Genomic DNA, 17,593 nt, shown 5'->3' with positions numbered 1-17,593 from the left:
GATCAGGTAGGTTATTGGCTCACCATTAACATGCGGCCAGCCTGGATAATGCTGGAAGAGAGATTGTTCAGTGCTCGCAAATCGTTCACGCTCATACTAAATTGTTGAGCAATCGTCCATAAACTATCTCCCCGTCTGACCTTATACCATTTAGAGTTGTTTTTGCCCGAAGGGCTGACGGAAGGCTCCCCTTTTACGCGTAACCGATCTCCTGGATGAATGATATGGCTGGAGAGATTGTTCAGTCTCATCAGTGAATTAACTGATTGTCTAAATCGAGTGGCAATGCTTCCCAGGGAATCCCCTGATCGAACGCGGTACCAGGTGATTTCAGTGTCAGTATCCTCGTCACCAGCCTCTCCACGAACCCGGAGTTTGGTTCCGACTCGTATTATATTGCTCCGCAAGTTATTCATTTCTTTCAGTTGACTCACTTTCATCCTATATCGTTTGGCTACAACCGATAAACTTTCTCCTCGTCTGACCGTATGCCATTCGGTTGGTGGCGGGGGAGGTTGGGTCCAGACAGCGAGTGTCGGATGGAGTTCCTCAACAAGCGAGGCCATTCCAAGGGGTACCTTGAGATAATAACCAGGAGCCGTAAGATTGGGTACGATACTGCGTCGAAGTTCAGGGTTTAGCCGTTGAAGTTCCTCGACCGGAATCCCTGTTTGTTGGGTGACGGCGGAAAGATGCACGCGTTTTGTAATCAGGACTTCTTCAAATTCATGGCGCTCACCGTCTGGAGTTGTGAATCCATAGGCCGTGGGATTTTTGGCAATAAGGGTCGCCGCAATAAAGCGAGGCACATAGTCTTTAGTTTCCCGTCTTATGTAACGTGACCGTCGAATCTTCCAAAAGTCACGGGTGCCCGTTTTTTTGATGGCTCGCGAAATCTTTCCGCTTCCTGCATTATACGCCCCAAGGGCCAGAGGCCATGAGCCAAATTGGTCATATAAATCACGAAGATGATGAGCCGCAGCAACTGTGGATTTAATTGGATCCCGCCGTTCATCCAAATACCAGTCGACATCGAGGCCATACACACGACCCGTCCCTTTCATAAATTGCCAGGGGCCGGAAGCACGGGATCGAGAAAAAGCTCGTGGGTTGAACCCGCTTTCAACGAGTGAAAGATACATGAGTTCCGGCGGGAGACCCAGTTCACGAAAAACGGGTTCCACAAGATCTTGGTAATGATGAAAGCGGTCAAGATACGATTGAAATCGTTCATGAATGCCATACTGAAAATATTCAAGATTTTTTTCTACAGAATCGTTCAAGACAAGGGGAATGCTGCCATATGCCCCAGGTTTTCTCTGCTGGGGTGCTTCCCAGGTTTGATCGAAAACTTTGGCAAATCGGGCTAGGGCAACTTGCGACCGTTGCTCAGATGAGTCAGCAGGGTAAAAGCGTAATTTCGTAGAGGAGTTAGTTGAAAATTGTGTTTGAGTGTCGAGGGCTTCAAACTTGTTCTCGTCAGACAAAAAAATCCGCTGGTCTTGGGTAGCGTTAGATTCCTGAGCGACATCAACGGATAAGGGAACAACAGGTTTTCCAGCATCCGATGATTGAATCTGGTGTTCAGGGGTTTGAGCTAGGGTTTCTGCAGAAGACGGACTCGGGTTATCTTCGGTAGATAACCCCGGCGTGTTTGGTGTTTTCCCCCCGGTTTGATCTATGAGAATAGACGATTGTTGATTGTTATGGTTGGTGGTGGTGCTTGTCTCAAACGTTTGAGCCTCAATCGAGGTCGCTGGGCGAGAGTGGCTATTCGCAATTGCATAATTGAAGGTAAGAGTCTCGGGGGAATCATTTGGAGGTAAAATAGAGTTTTCACCGAGGGTTGGTTGAGGGCCGAGAGCTAAGGTGATCAAAGTCACACTGAAACCAAGCAGTAAGTTGCGGGCAAGACCTGTAGCCCGCGGAGTCAGGAAGGAGCGTTGATCTTGTAATGTTTTATCTAAGTGGCTCATTTTATAAGATTTTTCGGCAAATCTATGCATAACTTGATAGGCTACCCTCGTAAGGAAAAATTGTCAAACATATTCATGAATTTTTGACATTTGCCCATGGGTAGAAATCCTGCACGAAATGCACCAAAAAATAAGTGTATGAAAAGAAGAAAAAATATGGTGGCCCAGTGAATGAGAGCGGTGTTTTTTTTCCGCTTATTAGGCAAAAATGTCAACGATGAGGGTTGACCGGCAGGGCGAGAGTAAAATACCGGCCCCTTTCCTCATGCAATAGTCTTTTCCCCTGCAATGTCGTGAGGATATCCGTGATGGGCACGACCACGTCTTCCTTCGATCCTGGAAAGGAGCAACCCTGCAAGGCTTTACGAATCTGTTCGACGGACTTGGGTTGCTCATTGCAAAATTCTAATATGAAGGCATGGGGTCCTTCAAAACGTTCGCTCGTCGGAGTTGAGCCTCGCCCATCGTAAACGGTGAGATAGCTTAAGGCTTTTGCAAAGAAGAGAAAGGGCCGATTGGAAGAGTGATATCGCTGTTTCCACTCTTCAACAAGTCTGACAAGTTCCTTATAGAGATGTGGATCGACTTTCCAATCGATTGTGTACTCAAAATCATAAGCGATCTTGTTGAGATCAACCTGCCGTTCGTCATACACATAGGCATAGGCTAACCCCGGTCCTGTTCGGCGAATCCCATAGCGTTCGGGCCATTTAAAATAAGGACTAAACCGTTCCAGCCAGAGTTTGGCCGTGGATTCCGGAGGTTGCAGGTGGATCAATGAGGGAATGAGTTCGATTTGTTGTTGGTAATCGGTATCTGTTTCCTGTGGAAAGCCCAATAAAATATTCCAGGAGAGGTCAATATTGTAATATCGGCTCCATTTTAAGCATTCAATGTTTTGAAGCGGGCTAACACCCTTATCCATTTCTTTTAGTTGTGCCGGACTCAAGCTTTCGATGCCCGGTTGCATGCATTTAACCCCACCCTTTGCCAGTGTCTGAATTTGTCGTTTATTGAGATTGCTTTTCGTCTCCATAAACACGTCAAGGTCCACGTGTTCTTGGGCCAGTTGCCCGAAAACACCGTCCACATATTTCATATCAATAATATTATCGACCAAGCGAAAACGGGTGGTGTCGTAGCGGCTGGAAAGATAGTCTAATTCTGATGCGACCTGAGCAGGATTTTTTGCGCGGAATTCCATCGCTTGAGCATTTAATCCGCAAAAGGTGCAATGATGTTTTTCTCCCCACCAGCAACCGCGAGATCCTTCATAGAGGAGAATCCGGTTCAATCCAGTGGATCCCTGCTTGGCTAATTCCTGGAGTTCTGCAAAATAATCGTCGTAATCGGGTGGGGGCGTTTCTGAAAACTTGGTGAATAAGGTTTCCTGAGGGGTAAAGTTGATCTGTCCTTCCCGTCGAAAGGCCACTCCCGGAGGAATATCCGTTTCATCGTTCAGGAGGATGCGTTGAACCAATGGAGGAAAGGTTTGTTCACCTTCTCCGATCACGACGTAATCAATCCAGGGAAATGCCCGAAAATGTTCCAGTCCCATTTCTCCGTCGAAATTTGCCCCCCCAAAAACAATCCGAACATCGGGATATACGTCCTTGATCAATTTGGCCAGACTCAAGCTGGCCACATTTTGATCGAACGTGGAGGTGAAGCCCACCACTTCGAATTGACTCCAATCCACTGAGGTCAGGCACCAGGTTAAAAATTGAGGAGCGATCGACCGGGCTATCTCTTCTAAATGACTGATCGAACAGCCGGCTTCCCGAGCCGTGTCTTCAAAAATCGGTTTAAACACAATAGGATATTCCCTGTGTTTCGGATTGTTCCGAAACAGGAGTGCTGAGAACAGCCATTCGCCAAATAGCCCACGTTTTTCGCATAAAATTTCATATAATGGCACCCCGATTTTATGGGCGAATTGGAGATTGAAATGATAGGTTTGGGTACCAATCCCTTGCGCTTTTAGTAAGGAGGAGAGGGTCCCTAATTGGATCGAGGGAAATTTCGAATAACTAAACGGCATGGTTACCAGAGCAACCTTCGTTCCGAAAGATCGGAAATCGGTGGTGCCCTGAGAGACCGCAGTCTGGGTTCGTTTTGTTTCTGAAGCGACCGGGTGAATCAAAATCGGGACAGTGGCCATAGGAGACTTCAATCGGAAGGAGGAAGGTGAAAGGCGCGATCGGCCTTGGCGGCTAAATAAAAATCGCTTTCGGTGAGGCCTTGAATCTTGTGAGTCCAAATTTCCACCTTGCATTTGCCCCAGGCCAAATATATATCAGGGTGATGGCCCTCAAGTTCCGCCACATTCCCTACTCGATTAGTAAAAGCCAAGGCATCTGCAAAGTTGTCAAAAGAATAGGTTTTCTCAATATGACCTTGAGCATTGAGCACCCATCCTTTTTCTAATTGACCAAGCAGATCCTGAATTTTTTGAGGTTCCAAGGGAGGTACGCCCCCACGACAAGGTACGCATGTATTATCGGCTAGACTCATATGCTTCCTCCTTACATTCTGAAGATTTCTGGTGGATTGCCTTTTTCACCCTGCTCTCGACTTGTACCGGGGATTACCGGCTTTCTTCCCATTTCTTTCTTATGAATGATAGGAATGATATGGGAAACTCCAGGGGCAATCGTGAGGAGGTCATCCCATACCCATGGTCAAGCCACTAATTATAGACATCACCAAGTTCGGTGCACAATTACAGAGCGGAAGTTGGAATAAGCCAATATACAAAATGGGGTATCTGTTTAGGGTGTGAGGTGATTTGGGCTGATCCGGTTGACCACTCCATAATATAGTGACCCTCATAGAAGTTTTCAGGGGACCGGTGCTCAATCCACATTGGTTTCCATAGGCAAAGAAAAAGCCAATTTCTATTGTATTCAGAAGAACATGGTTGCTGATCAATCGATGGCGATCAAGGTCTTTGGTGGCTTCAGGCCAGCGCCCCCATTTCCTCGCCATGATTGGATGACCAGCTTTGGACGAGAAGGCCCTAGGGTGACAGCCTTTGGAGCCTATCTTTCCTTGCCAAAAGATCATTTGACAATCTGAATCCTAGACAGGTAGAAAAATACCCCAAAAGCTTAGACCCATCTGCTATTGGGCATACTTTAAAGCCGCCTTGTAAGCGATTTCCTTCCTTTTTGAAATGAGCCTTGGAAGGTCTATGCTATACGATCATGGAGTTGTGCAATGCCGGTGAATGCTTTGCGAAAACCTGGGGCGAGAATGAGTCTGCAAGAAGCCCTTGCACGGGTGGAGAAACTCAAACGGTTGTCAGAGAGCAGCAATCCACACGAGGCGGCCTTGGCCGCCATGCGATTGAAAGATTTTGATGTGGAGGTGGCCCGCTTTCCACGGCCGGAACCCGCTGCTGAAGATGTCCCTCCCTCTGAGGACCATGCTTACCTCAATAAAGTTGTTGAAATACTTGATGAAATCCCTATTGTTCCCTATGAAACGTTGGATGAGATAGAGGTACAACAATCTTCTGATAAATCGAAGGTCAATTGGGATGAACTCCATTTTGCCCTTGTGAAGAAGGCGCAGCGTATGGGGGCAGATGCCTTGATTCATATTCAATTAAAGGGCACTACTGAGCAAAAGGTGCTTGGAGCGACGGCATTAAAATATCTCACTCCCAAAGAGGTCCTGGAAATTCAACAATCCACGGCACTAGAGGATGCCGAGAAAGCCTATAAAGAGGCTCAAAAAGAGCGGCTTGATGAAGATCTAGCCCCTGGCATTGGCTAACCCGAAAATTTTTGTCAGAGTGAAGAAGACCTGGTAGGCTTTTAAAGAAAAGGGAATATGCAACCACATTCATATTCTGGATGGACAGCCTCAAAAGAAACGGAAAGTTTATAGGGTATGATTGCTGCCCCCCAAAAAAAATACAAGGGGACGACAGGCACATGAGAATATGATATATTCCCGTCAGTGTTTGCCCTCTCATCGCACCCTTGGCATTCTTTTCTTAATCCCTTCTTGTAATTTTTTCTCATAGATTTCGGCTACGAGCAGAGAGAAATTTCACGTGTGGAAAAACCGTGAAAGCCGTTGCTATGGCCACAAGTGGCGAAGTGTGAAGGGAAGAGACCATGCACTACTCAAGTCAGAAGGCATGCGGTTTATTGTCAAATGGTGGAGTGATTGGCCATTGTCACAACTCAACAAAAGGACCAACTGTGGAGAGAAGCAAAATTGTGTCAAAATTCCCAGTGACGATAGCCGGTATCCTGGTGATGACAGTGTGGCTTTCGGTAATCTTTTCGGGCCTAGCCCACACAAAAGAGACTGAATTACTCTCTGTCGGGATACGGGGAGGGGCCAATTCTGAAACGATTGGCATCCCGCCCACCGAAAAAGAAGATTTTGAGCAATACGATGTGTTTGCGGTTGTCGGGACTCCTTGGAGTTGGGACTTTTCTTCTGGATGGGATATCCGTTTTAGGCTGAATCTTGCCGCAGGGACGTTGAGAGCGGCCGGAGACTCCGGGTTTATCGGGGAGCTCAGTCCTGGAATTGCCTTTTCAAAGGCAAGCTGGAGACTCACATTCGATATTGGTGGCGGTGCGGCGTATCTGAGCCAGGAGAAGTATGGTCGCCAGGATATAGGAGGGCCCGTTCAAATTATTGGGCATGGTGGCCTTACCTATCATCTTCCCTGGAACGTATCTGTCGGGTATCGATTCCATCATATGTCAGATGCCGCAATATACGGGAGTAATAATCGCGGAGTGGATCTGCACATGATTGAGCTCAGCTATCGGTTCTGAAGGTATTTGAGAGGATTCCTGCCATCATGGAGGTAGCGCTCCGCCGTTAAGGTCGTCCCGCCTCATCGTGTTTTTCTTTCAATGGCCGAATGATTCATCATCACACTGATGACGGCTTCTACGCTGGAAAAATAATATCCGAATATGAGAAGCCTGCTGTTTAGTGCTGACGTTGTTTGGCGATATCGAGTGCGGCGACCCGATAGGTTTCGGCGAGAGTCGGGAAGTTGAAGATGTTATCAATGAATCGGTCGATAGGCATACGGTGAAGCAATCCCATTTGCCCAATATGAATCAGTTCGGTTGCTCCTTCCCCGACGATATGAATACCTAACAGGTGCTCGCCTGTTGAGTCGGCGACCATTTTAAGCAATCCATTGGTCATGCCGGAAATCTGTCCTCGTGCAATTTCATGAAACCTCGCTCTTCCCACTGTCGCACCCCCATACTTGGCCGTGGCTTCCTGCTCGCTTAATCCCACGCTCGACATTTCAGGGATGGTATAGATTCCCATGGGTATATGCTCCGGAGCGCCGCCGGGGTTGAGGCCCAAGGCATGACAGACGGCACGTCGCCCCTGTTCCATGGAGCAGGATGCCAGTGACGGGGGGCCAATGACGTCACCGACAGCATAGATATGGGGAACCGTCGTTTGGCAGTGGGTATTGACCGGAATGAGCCCACGAGTCGTCGGGTGGATGCCCGTGGCTTGTAAGTTTAAATGTTCCAGATTGGACACTCGACCGAGAGCTACCAGCACCTTTTCACTTTCCAGCGTTTCACCGTTTGCTAAAATGGTGGTCACCTTAGAGCATCCGTCCCACTGGACTGTGGCGATTTTTTGTTCACCCCGATAGTGCCCCCCGGTTTTCTCAAACGCTTCACAAAATTCATCGGTGAGTTCTTGATCCAAGAATTTGAGCGGGCGGTCCGCCGTATCCACCATGGTGACCTGCACTCCCAGCAAGGTAAAAATTGAGGCGTATTCACTTGCGATGACGCCACCTCCCAACACGGTCAGGGATTTCGGCAAATACACCAGGGAGAGAACGGAGTCGCTATCCAGAATATGTTCATGGTCGATGGGAATATTCTCAGGGACGCGTGGGCGCGAGCCGGTGGCGATGATGATAATCGGCGCGGTGATAAGGGCGGCCGTGCCATCAATTTTTTGGATTCGTATTTCATGGTCGGTCGTAAAGCCCGCGCGACCATGAAAGCAGTGGATACCATTTCGGGTGAGTTGGTCCCTCATGAACTTCCCATGCGCGCGCACGACCCGGTCCAAGCGGGTCATCAGGCTGGTGATTTTGACATCGTCGCGCATGCGGAATTCAAAGACTTCAGTTGCCTGGAGAAATCGCACCATTTGGAGGGCGCTTTCCCGTAACGTTTTGCTGGGAATGGTGCCCTGATAGACGCATGCCCCTCCCACCTCCCGGGTTTGCTCGATGAGGGCCACCTGCTTTCCTGCTTTGGCGCCTTGAATGGCGGCTTTTTGTCCTGCCGGGCCGCTTCCGATCACAATGAGATCAAATCGGGTCGGTGATGTCATGGCAAAAAACACTCCACGCTTGCCTTGATGGGTTTCCGCAATTCCAGAAGGGCCGTCATGTCTTCAGGGTAAAAATTCAGATCCTGTACGATGGGAAGTGTGAGCAGGGTATCTTCGTCATGTGTTGAATTTCCAAGCATGAGAGAGGCTAAATGATGAGCAAGGCAGGTGATCATGGCTCCCTTTGTGGGGGAAAGTCCTTGGTGGTAGTGGTCGTCCTGGTAGTAGCGGATTGTTTCCTGAACCGGATCGGGCAGTTGCCAGACGGCCGCCAATTTAGAGCCTGCCATGACGTGAAACTCTTCAAAGAGAGATTCAACCGTAGTCCAGGGAACCGGTTCCGGTGATTTGTCTGGGGATTGGGAGAGCAGATGTAGAATGGCGGGTTTTCCGATGGTATGCAGAAGCCCGCACAAAAAGGCGTTTTCCACATTATGACGCATTCGTCTGGCGATTTCCTTTCCGAAAAGCCCCGTCGCTAAGGCGTGCCGCCAGAGGTTCCGTACTTCTTTTTCATAGCCGGTCGTTTGAAATACGCCGCTTTGTACCGACACCGAAAATGCTAACCCGGCCAACATCGTCAACCCCAACCATGTAATGGCTTGTTGCAGCGAGACGATCGGTGTGCGCGTCGCATAGGAAGGGGAATTGGCAATGCGGAGGATTTGTCCCGCAAGGGCCTGGTCTTGTTGAATCAATGAAGACAGCTTTGAGGCGTCCGCATCCGGATCATTTGAAAGCAGAAGAACCCGATTGGCCACCACGGGCAGAAGAGGGAGATCCAGATTGCCTCGTTCCAATTGACCGGCGAGGAAGGAACGGAGGGTTTCCCTTTCTTCTTGTGCAAGGGGCGTGATCGTAGAGAGAGCCATGTCTCAACTTGTCGGTTTTCGAAAAACAACCTTGAGAATTCTCTAGTTAGGCCGGGTATCGGGTTTAAAAAATGAAAAAGGGAACCGGGTGAGGAGGGTCTCCGGCTTACCGTGTCGGGGGCTGGCCAATGAGCGACAGGAATAACGGCCCTCTTTGTTGGCCGAAGAAGTCCTCTCTCATCCCTTTCCGCTTATGGTGGGGTTGCGACCAAGTCTTTCAGCTAAAAGACTTCTCTGAAATGAAGGCCATTCTCTCAAGGAGGTTTCCGTATGTCTGTCGAGACCTGAATGAGATCTCATTCTCACCGTCGGGGTAGGAAATGTTGAATGAAACCAATTTCCAAGGGCATATTACCCCACAGGCACGTTGTATATTAGAGGCCTCGGGGCGGTTCAAAAAGCATGCCCTGAGTCTTCCCGAAGGGTCCGTCCAGCAAGGCCGCAGTCATTTTTGCGCGCAGAGCGTACTTCCACTACGCGAACACGGAAAAATGGCGAAAACGCCGCTGGCGGCTTTTTTCAACAATCCCGGGTATGGTTCATCATGGTTGGCCTTTACTGACGAGGTGGTCTACAGTCAATCGAAGGCTTGGTCCGGCGAAAGGGGCTGAAACAGTATGGGGAGGAGCGGCCTAAAGAAGGAGAGACCTATGAAACGGTTAGAAGGGAAAATCGCGGTCGTCACGGGAAGCAGCAGCGGGATTGGAAAGGCCATTGCCCTTCGATTCGGAGAAGAGGGAGCAAGGGTGGTGGTGGCCGCCAGGCGATTCGATCTATGTCAAAAGACTGTGGCGCAGATACAAGAGGGTGGCGGAATCGCGCATGCTCAACAAACGGATATTTCGCAGGAAGAACAAGTCGAGGCGCTCATGCAGGAGACCATGAGGCGCTTTGGGCGCCTTGATATTCTTGTTAATAATGCTGGCGTGGTTGGAGGAGGACGGGTGGCTGACACATCTACAAAAATGTTTGATGAGGTGGTGGGCACCAATTTGCGGGGGACCTTTTTCTGTTGTCGAGCCGGGTTTCAACACATGAAAAAGCAGGGAGGCGGGCTTATCATCAACATCTCCAGTGTCGCCGGCGTTCAGGCCTGGGCAGGAACAGGCACTTACAGCGCTTCAAAGCATGGCATTATGGCCTTGACCAAGTCGCTGGCCGATGAAGGGCGTGCCTTTCATATCAAAGTGAGTGCGATCTGCCCGGGTGGTGTGGCCGATGAATTGGTGGATGCGACGCCTGAAGAAATCCTCAACAGTGAAAAGATCAATCCCTATGATGTGGCCGAAACCGCCATATTTTTGGCGACATTGGGATACCATACGGTTGTGCATCAGGTTGTTTTGGATCGGCTGGGGGCTGATTGGTAAAGAACGTTGGTTAGGGTTGATTTGAGAAAACATGTTCCATAAAAAACGACCTTCCGGGATAAGCCCTGGAAGGTCGTTCTTCAATCAGACTGAAAGAAAATTTATGTAGACCAGGCAAAAAACTACTTCTCGCCTTTTTCTCCATCCTTTTCATCGTCTTTTTTGTCGTCCATCTTCTTGTCGTCACCTTTATCGCCATGGTCATCCTTATCCCCATCTGAGCCCAAGGGAAAGGTGTTCTGAATGGACGAATTGTCAGCCAAGGACCCGGCGAAGGTCATTCCGCCAAAGGACAAGGCAACAAGTAAGGTCAATAAAGCAGTGAATAATTTAACCATGATTCAGCCCTCCAAAATTAATAAAGGTTAACCACGCTCTCCCTAGATCATCCTGGGAGAATAATTCTAACTACCCACAGGACCGCCTTAGTGAGCAAAAATCATTCCCTGAATTAGTGGAAACTCATTCGCATAACACATTGTTTTTGTTGATGAAATGTAACCGTTCTGCCTGGTGAATTTATGAAGAATTTCTAATAATTTCACCAAAAGGAAAATGACTTCCAGGAATAAATTAAAAAATTCACAAAAAACAATTATAAAACAATTACTTGAATGGTCATAGGCCAGGAGATTCTTTTGAAATTCCCATAGCCATAAACTGTAGGGTTTGCCCTCCATGAGTATGGTTTTCACTTCATCTGTTTTCATCCATAACCACTGGGAAGGAGCAAAAAAAATTTGTCTAAATGACTCGAGAGCGGATCCCAAAAAAAGCGAAGAGTAAAACTCATCTAATTGAGGTGACTAAGGAGAGGAAGAATAGAACTTACAAAGTGAGGGTGTTGTGGTGCACCTAGCAGGTCACATTGCCGCATGTGCCGTGAAATACGGGGAAGGCAGGGTCGGATAGGTACGATAGATATGACGGAAAACTTCTTCAGTCTTGACCTCCACATCCTGTTCGGCAAAGCAATCTATCGGCAGGCCGGTATTTTCGTTCCAGAGAAAATCATATATCGCCTGGCGAACGGCATCCCGGGTCGCTTCTTTCTCGCGCCACTGATCAACCCGTAATTTCTCTTCCTTTAACCGGGCCAGTAACTGTGTGGCCACCGCCTTAATGCGTTGGATGTCGGGTGGCTTCAGATCCGGCTTTTTCAGCAGGTCGAAGATGGCCAGTGACTCCTCATTCAGCCCCTCGCGCACGGCGCGGTGGGCTTCATCATCGAGTTCCTGCACCAGCTTGAATAGGGCCTCGAAGGTGTGCTCGATGGTCACCCGGTCTTTCTCTCGGTTGTACTCTGCCACAATATTCTCATAATGCTGCTGAAAGTTGGTGCGCAAGGGGTTTTGCCGCAAAAGCCGTTGCAGACGCTGCTCGACCGCCTCGCGCAGGTTCTGCACCGTCGTGTTCTTTTTCGGACTGCGGTCGAACTCTTGCCGCAGTCGCTCAAAATCAATCTTGCTGATGTCGTAAGGTCTGGAAGGTTCAGCCGCGCGATCGGATCGCACCTCGATGGCCTTATCTACAACCTGGTGCAGCTGGCGGATGATATCGGTGATATCCGCCTGCTCACGATCCTGTTGCAGACTCTTATACACGATATTGATCGCATCCCGATCCGTGCGGCAGGCGTTCACCCCCGGCACATTGATACAGGCTTTGAATTTCTTGAACACTTCGCGGCACATGACCTCGAAGCGCTTGCGGGTTTCGTCATTTTCATTAGCCGCCTCTTTGCAGGCAATGATGGCGGCATTTCGCTCAAAGCCGCTCTTTATGATCACGTCATCCAGCGCAGCATGCCGGTCAGACAGAAAGACTCGCACCAAGGTGATCGCTTCGGCCAAATCGGCTAGCAACTCTTCCTCGGGCCGAGCTGGCTCGGTCCCGCCGCCTTCGCCTTCCGGCCGCATCCCGGCAAACGTGGCCAGCGCCTGGCGCAGGTGCTTGAGGATACCGCAATAGTCCACGATCAGGCCGTTATTCTTTCCCTCGGCCACGCGATTGGCGCGTGCAATGGCCTGCATCAGCGTGTGAGCCTTAAGGGGCTTATCCAGATACAAGGTCGACAAGGTTGGCACATCAAAGCCGGTGAGCCACATGGCGCAGACGATGGCCACGCGCAACGGGTGTTCCTCGGCCTTGAAGGCATCATCCAGCACCATGGTCTGCATGTTGCGGTATTCGGGCTTGGCACGCATGGATTCCGGCAGATCGATCCCGTCTTTCATCAGCTTGCGGTGCGGAGTAATGTCCAGGTCCCACTTGTTGAACTTGGCGACCTCGCCCTGTTCCTCGCTCACAACCACGGCCATCCGGGTCTCGCGCATCCAAGCAATCTGACACTGGCGAAACAGCTCGTCCTGTTCATCGGCCGCGGGTGTTTTTGCCAGTTCTTGAATGCGCGCATTCCAATAAAAGCCGATCAACTTGTACATGCGCACGCAGGTCACCTTGTCGATGCACACCAGCATGGCCTTGCCCGTCTCCCAGGCGGTGGAATAGTGCTGCACAAAATCCCGCGCCACCTGATCCAGGCGCTTCCCGGCAGTGATGATGTGATAGTCGCGCTTCAGCTCCTTTTCTAGGCGCTGCTCCACGTCGATGCAGTCGGTTTCAATCTCTTCAAGCTTTTCGGCAAGGCGTTCATTGAGGTCGCCAATGGCAATGCCCAGCTTCTCGCCGCGGGCGTCGTAATAGAGGGGCACCGTGGCGTGGTCATCCACGGCGCGTTGAAAGTCATAGGTTGAGACATACTCGCCGAACACACGGCGGGTAATCTCGTCGTCTTTAAACAAGGGCGTGCCGGTAAACCCGATATAGCTGGCGTTTGGCAGAGCATTGCGCAGGTTCAGCGCCAGCGTACCGTACTGTGTGCGGTGCGCCTCGTCGGTGATGACAATGATGTCGTCGCGTGGATTGTAAGGCTGCTCCGGCTCCACCTTCTGGTTGAACTTTTGAATCAGCGAAAACACATAGGCTTTGTGTTCGGTCAGCAGCGCGTTCAGGTGATGGCCGCTGGCGGCGCGACAATTCTCATGATCGCTGATCACCCCGCAATTAGTGAAGGTCTTGTAGATCTGGGTGTCGAGGTCGTCGCGGTCGGTCAGCACCAGAAAGGTAAAGTTGCCGCCCAGCTTGCGGTGGACCTTCCGGGTGAACATCACCATCGAATAGCTTTTCCCCGAGCCTTGTGTGTGCCAGAACACACCCAACTTGCCCAGCCGTGCCTTGCGGTCGCGTACCGAGTCGATCGCCCGATTCACGCCGAGAAACTGGTGGTTGCGGGAGATAATCTTTTTGGGTTCCCCTGCGGACTCATCAAACAGGATGAAGTTTTCCACCAGGTCGAGGAAATTGCGCTTGGCACACACACCTCTGAGCAGCGTTTCCATGTCCACCGCGCCCTGCGTTTCCTCGGCCAGCCGCTTCCATTCGTTGAAGTGTTCCCAGCGGCTGGTGATGGAACCGATCTTGGCCTGCTGGCCGTTGCCGAACATCACCATCGCGTTGTGGTGAAACAGGTGCGGAACGGTGTCGCGATAATCGGAGAAGTTTTTCTCGAAAGCGGTCTTGAGATTCTTGTGGATGTTCTTGCACTCGATAAACAGCAGCGGCAGGCCGTTCACGAAGCCGACGATATCAGCCCGACGCCGGTACAGATCGCCACGCACCCACAGCTCGCGCACGCAGAGAAAATCATTGTTCTCCGGCTCTTTGAAATCAAAAAGCCATAGCCGCTGGTGTACCCGCTCGCCCTTGTCGTTGCGGAAGGTGATCAGCACGCCATCGCGCATCTGTGCATACTTCTCGCGGTTGGTGGCAACCAGGGTTTGCGAGGCGACAATGGCCGTAATCTGTCGCACCGCATCGTCATAGGCGGCATCCGGGAGGCCAGGATTCAGCGCCACCAGCTTTGCGCGAAGCGGTCGCGTCAGCACCACCTCACGGTCGGAGGCCCGCCCGAGCAGACTGTCCGGCCCGAAGTCCTCGTTATTCCAGGCCAACAGCGACTGCCACCCAAGCTGCTGCTCAAGGTAATTGGCGGTGGTTTGCTGGACAAGGGTGTCTTCGGTGTAGGGCATCGACAAACCGATTAAACGATTTTTTTCAGTTTTGGAATCAAAGCGGGTAGGTCATCCTGGATAATACTCCAGATCATATCGTCATCAATTCCCAGATAAGCGTGAGTCAATCGGTTACGGGTGGCAATGATCATCCGCCAGGGAACGTCCGCATGCGCCGCACGGATGTTGTCCGGTACTCGGCTGGCCGCTTCGCCAATGAGTTCCAGGTTGCGCAGCGTGGCATCGTACGTGATACCGCTGTCGACAAACTGTTGCTGGTCCATGCCATCGGTATACGATAACCACTTCTCCGCAAAACCAATCATATCCTGAAGATAGAAACGCCATTCTCTCTGCGAGTCACGCGAATCAGACATGGATGGCATTCTTTTCCACATACGGGCGCAGTTCCGGCCGTGGCGCCTTGTCTGTCACCAGATCCACCGGACAGCCCAGTAGATCCTCCAGATAGAACAGTACCCCGAAAAATCGCTTCGAGTTGGCCGGCCCATCGAATGAGACCAGAATATCGACATCGCTGCCCTCGTCAGCCGTATCCCGAGCCATTGAGCCGAACAGGGCGAGAGCCGTGACACCGAAGCGTTCACACAGGGTCCCCTTGTGCTCCTCCAGCATCGTTATCACCTGTTCTCTTCTCATCTGTTGCACCTTATCGCCTTCGTGTTCATGGGTTACCGTATCATAGCGCCAATTTTACCCAACATTCGCATAATTCCTGACGAATTCCGACTATCACCCGAGCTGCTGCTCCAGGTAATTGGCGGTGGTTTGCTGGACGAGGGTGTCTTCGGTGTAGGTGCTCACATTTTCACCAGTATCTAATTATTCTCCTGAACAATGGTAGAAATGGCATCAAAGGCATTTTTTATCTTTGGCACCAGCAAGCCTCGCTCCCTCTTGGTTAACCACTTGTTCCTGGCTCCACCCTTCTCATCGTAAGGGTGGGATCCAGGCAATTGGTTCCTGCGCCGATGTATGTCTCGAAGATCTTTTGCGAAAGCGGGATATGTTTTATCCAATGGACTGTCTGTTGAAATCAGTTGCCCATATTTCACCAATTTACCGTTCTTATCCTGAATTTTCGAATAGCCAGGCAACCCTTTCCGCTTTAGGAAATCGAAAAATTGTCGGGTAACAATATCAGAAAAACTGTCCTGCCAACCAAGCCACTCTGAATAGGCTCCAGGAAAGTGTGCTTTGGCATTTATAAGAACCTGCCAAGCGTGTTCATACTCAGTCCCAAGCAGGTCCCGCCAAATCAAAGTACGCCTACAACCATAGAGCGACGCCAGGGCCTCACCGATCCAGTCTCTCGTTATGCGTCGATGTTGTCGCCGTATGACACCAAGAGACTTCAGTGTACGACTACAAGTATGCGGCAAGTCTCTTTGCCTAAGCCCGAGCGAACCAAGTGTTACCTTTCTTCTCTGCAACTCACGGCAACCTGCCAGTTGTTCCATTAGGGTACCTTTCAGCAAAGCAGCAGCATGTCCCCCTTTTGCGAACTCCCGATTCTGGAAAACAGGTGTAAGCAGGCTCCTGCTGATTGGGTGCTCTATCCCTAGTTTGCGCCTATCACAAATCAATTCTTTTGCCTCGCAATTTATCAGGAAATGCATCACCCCCCAGGACAGAACCACGCAGCGCTTCCTAGTTCTGGCATCTTTACGCGCCAACGGAAGGGCGCGTCGCATTTCCGCCGATCCGCCGAGGCGCGCGACGATATGCCAAAGCTCACCCCGGACGTAAGAATAAGGAACCCCGCTCTCCAAGTAATCGATCGCTGCCCTGGCGATGCGGAGACTCCTGCCATAGCTTGAAAAGTAGGCGACAAATGCATCGATATGTTCAGGGTGTCTCGGCAATAACTTGAGTACTGTATCCAGTATTTGCGTGTCTTCAGCGGCACGATACATCACATAGCGAAACCTGGATTTATTCCTGACTCGCTGCGGCCGCCCACCTATCGCTGACGTCAGAATATTTCTCGCCTCGGCCGCACCCATGACCTTTTCTGCGGCATCTTTTCCGTCAGATGGCGCAATACTTGGCAACGAACCCATCGCTTCATCGGCGGAATTAAGTTCACGCACCGCAAATTTTGAACTTTGTGGGATCAAGCCACGATGGCGGCATTCCTGTTCGAGCAGAATTGCCGCTTCACGCACTTCGTTTTCAGAGCGCCCGAACAGTCGTATGTCATCCACATAACGGAGGTAGCTAAACGAGGCTTTCTGCAATTGAATGTCGATCGGCAAGAAAAATATCTCAGCAAGAAAATCCGATGCTATAGGCCCTTGGGGAATACCATGCCCTGTCATGGCCGCAATATTGTCCGCCGACCAGACCCGAAGCCAGTCTTTTATGATGGATAAAGTGCCTGGTTCATTGCAGCTGGGAGACACATTGGACAACAACAGGTCATGGGAAATTGTGTCGTAATATGCGGACAGATCGAAATGCGCTGACCACTTTAGCCCCTTATTGAATGCATCGGTACATTTAACCTGGAAGGCACTATAGGTCGTTTGCCAACGTTCTATAAAGAATATGGAGTCTTGAGGACTCGTCTGCTTGTTGCTGAATACCGTATCCAGCTCGACACGCTGCCTCTTTTTATACAGTTTTGTGGCGAAATGGTTGGCGATGGCTTGAAGGACAATCTGATCTTCGATTCCAAGTAGCGATAGCGGCCTCTGTAAACCAGAGGGTTTGGGAAGATATATTCGTGTTGCATGACTGGGCTCCCACGCCTTCGCCACTAATGCCTTGTGAAGCTCCTTGAGGTGTTCGTCGACGGAACTTTCATACACCAGATATGAATCGCGAAAGAAACGCTTGTATTGAAGGTTGCGTCCGGTATTGATGCGCCGCCACGCGAGTTTGAGATTCTGCGTCGATATTAATGATTTCCATTTCAT

At 50.4% G+C, this 17,593-nt stretch carries 14 protein-coding genes; 4 read left to right on the top strand and 10 right to left on the bottom strand.

Going from position 1 to position 17,593, the window contains the following annotated elements:
* Positions 1-11: 11 nt before the first annotated feature.
* From H6750_08285 to H6750_08275, 3 genes are all read right to left on the bottom strand, one after another.
* Positions 12-1,976, bottom strand: a complete 1,965-nt coding sequence (locus tag H6750_08285; protein ID MCB9774311.1) for a LysM peptidoglycan-binding domain-containing protein — start codon at positions 1,974-1,976, stop codon at positions 12-14.
* Between the two features lie 211 nt (positions 1,977-2,187).
* Positions 2,188-4,137, bottom strand: a complete 1,950-nt coding sequence (locus tag H6750_08280; protein MCB9774310.1) for a RiPP maturation radical SAM protein 1 — start codon at positions 4,135-4,137, stop codon at positions 2,188-2,190.
* 8 nt (positions 4,138-4,145) lie between these two features.
* Entirely contained in the window at positions 4,146-4,490 is a 345-nt protein-coding gene (locus H6750_08275; protein MCB9774309.1) for a 4a-hydroxytetrahydrobiopterin dehydratase, read from the bottom strand.
* A gap of 705 nt (positions 4,491-5,195) precedes the next feature.
* On the opposite strand from H6750_08275, the gene H6750_08270 reads away from it, so the two are divergent.
* Both H6750_08270 and H6750_08265 read left to right on the top strand, forming a co-directional pair.
* Entirely contained in the window at positions 5,196-5,756 is a 561-nt protein-coding gene (locus H6750_08270) for a hypothetical protein (GenBank protein MCB9774308.1), read from the top strand.
* Between the two features lie 452 nt (positions 5,757-6,208).
* Positions 6,209-6,781, top strand: coding sequence for an acyloxyacyl hydrolase (locus H6750_08265; GenBank protein MCB9774307.1), 573 nt, complete (start codon positions 6,209-6,211; stop codon positions 6,779-6,781).
* A 160-nt stretch (positions 6,782-6,941) separates the two neighbouring features.
* Here H6750_08265 and sthA read toward each other — a convergent pair whose 3' ends face one another.
* Together sthA and H6750_08255 are read right to left on the bottom strand one after the other, a co-directional pair.
* Positions 6,942-8,336, bottom strand: coding sequence for a Si-specific NAD(P)(+) transhydrogenase (gene sthA / locus H6750_08260; protein MCB9774306.1), 1,395 nt, complete (start codon positions 8,334-8,336; stop codon positions 6,942-6,944).
* Positions 8,333-9,208, bottom strand: a complete 876-nt coding sequence (locus H6750_08255; protein MCB9774305.1) for an HDOD domain-containing protein — start codon at positions 9,206-9,208, stop codon at positions 8,333-8,335. The genes sthA and H6750_08255 overlap by 4 nt, the downstream gene beginning before the upstream one ends.
* A 320-nt stretch (positions 9,209-9,528) precedes the next feature.
* Here H6750_08255 and H6750_08250 point away from each other — a divergent pair, with 320 nt between their 5' ends.
* Together H6750_08250 and H6750_08245 are read left to right on the top strand one after the other, a co-directional pair.
* Entirely contained in the window at positions 9,529-9,819 is a 291-nt protein-coding gene (locus tag H6750_08250; protein MCB9774304.1) for a hypothetical protein, read from the top strand.
* 39 nt (positions 9,820-9,858) lie between these two features.
* On the top strand, positions 9,859-10,578 hold the full coding sequence (locus H6750_08245; protein MCB9774303.1) for an SDR family oxidoreductase: 720 nt from the start codon (positions 9,859-9,861) through the stop codon (positions 10,576-10,578).
* A 122-nt stretch (positions 10,579-10,700) separates the two neighbouring features.
* Here H6750_08245 and H6750_08240 read toward each other — a convergent pair whose 3' ends face one another.
* The 5 genes from H6750_08240 to H6750_08220 all read right to left on the bottom strand — a co-directional run bounded on the left by H6750_08240 (position 10,701) and on the right by H6750_08220 (position 17,593).
* Positions 10,701-10,916 carry a hypothetical protein gene (locus H6750_08240; GenBank protein ID MCB9774302.1) on the bottom strand — a complete coding sequence of 72 codons (216 nt, stop codon included), beginning with the start codon at positions 10,914-10,916 and terminating at the stop codon, positions 10,701-10,703.
* A gap of 525 nt (positions 10,917-11,441) precedes the next feature.
* Positions 11,442-14,669 carry a type I restriction endonuclease subunit R gene (locus H6750_08235; protein MCB9774301.1) on the bottom strand — a complete coding sequence of 1,076 codons (3,228 nt, stop codon included), beginning with the start codon at positions 14,667-14,669 and terminating at the stop codon, positions 11,442-11,444.
* 11 nt (positions 14,670-14,680) lie between these two features.
* Positions 14,681-15,028, bottom strand: a complete 348-nt coding sequence (locus H6750_08230) for a DUF86 domain-containing protein (GenBank protein ID MCB9774300.1) — start codon at positions 15,026-15,028, stop codon at positions 14,681-14,683.
* Positions 15,021-15,311 carry a nucleotidyltransferase family protein gene (locus tag H6750_08225; protein ID MCB9774299.1) on the bottom strand — a complete coding sequence of 97 codons (291 nt, stop codon included), beginning with the start codon at positions 15,309-15,311 and terminating at the stop codon, positions 15,021-15,023. The genes H6750_08230 and H6750_08225 overlap by 8 nt, the downstream gene beginning before the upstream one ends.
* A gap of 179 nt (positions 15,312-15,490) precedes the next feature.
* Entirely contained in the window at positions 15,491-17,593 is a 2,103-nt protein-coding gene (locus H6750_08220) for a hypothetical protein (protein ID MCB9774298.1), read from the bottom strand.

It is taken from the genome of Nitrospiraceae bacterium, from assembly GCA_020632595.1.
In the GTDB taxonomy this organism is placed as follows: domain Bacteria; phylum Nitrospirota; class Nitrospiria; order Nitrospirales; family UBA8639; genus Nitrospira_E.
The sequence above is the reverse complement of the archived record's forward strand: the minus strand, read 5'-3'. Positions and strand labels throughout refer to the sequence as shown.

Coding starts and splice junctions, on each gene's coding strand:
- H6750_08255 (MCB9774305.1), bottom strand. CDS start 9,208: ATGGCTCTCTCTACGATCACGCCCCTTGCACAAGAAGAAAGGGAAACC.
- H6750_08250 (MCB9774304.1), top strand. CDS start 9,529: ATGTTGAATGAAACCAATTTCCAAGGGCATATTACCCCACAGGCACGT.
- H6750_08240 (MCB9774302.1), bottom strand. CDS start 10,916: ATGGTTAAATTATTCACTGCTTTATTGACCTTACTTGTTGCCTTGTCC.
- H6750_08235 (MCB9774301.1), bottom strand. CDS start 14,669: ATGCCCTACACCGAAGACACCCTTGTCCAGCAAACCACCGCCAATTAC.
- H6750_08230 (MCB9774300.1), bottom strand. CDS start 15,028: ATGTCTGATTCGCGTGACTCGCAGAGAGAATGGCGTTTCTATCTTCAG.
- H6750_08275 (MCB9774309.1), bottom strand. CDS start 4,490: ATGAGTCTAGCCGATAATACATGCGTACCTTGTCGTGGGGGCGTACCT.
- H6750_08270 (MCB9774308.1), top strand. CDS start 5,196: ATGCCGGTGAATGCTTTGCGAAAACCTGGGGCGAGAATGAGTCTGCAA.
- sthA (MCB9774306.1), bottom strand. CDS start 8,336: ATGACATCACCGACCCGATTTGATCTCATTGTGATCGGAAGCGGCCCG.
- H6750_08285 (MCB9774311.1), bottom strand. CDS start 1,976: ATGAGCCACTTAGATAAAACATTACAAGATCAACGCTCCTTCCTGACT.
- H6750_08225 (MCB9774299.1), bottom strand. CDS start 15,311: ATGAGAAGAGAACAGGTGATAACGATGCTGGAGGAGCACAAGGGGACC.
- H6750_08245 (MCB9774303.1), top strand. CDS start 9,859: ATGAAACGGTTAGAAGGGAAAATCGCGGTCGTCACGGGAAGCAGCAGC.
- H6750_08280 (MCB9774310.1), bottom strand. CDS start 4,137: ATGGCCACTGTCCCGATTTTGATTCACCCGGTCGCTTCAGAAACAAAA.
- H6750_08220 (MCB9774298.1), bottom strand. CDS start 17,593: ATGAAATGGAAATCATTAATATCGACGCAGAATCTCAAACTCGCGTGG.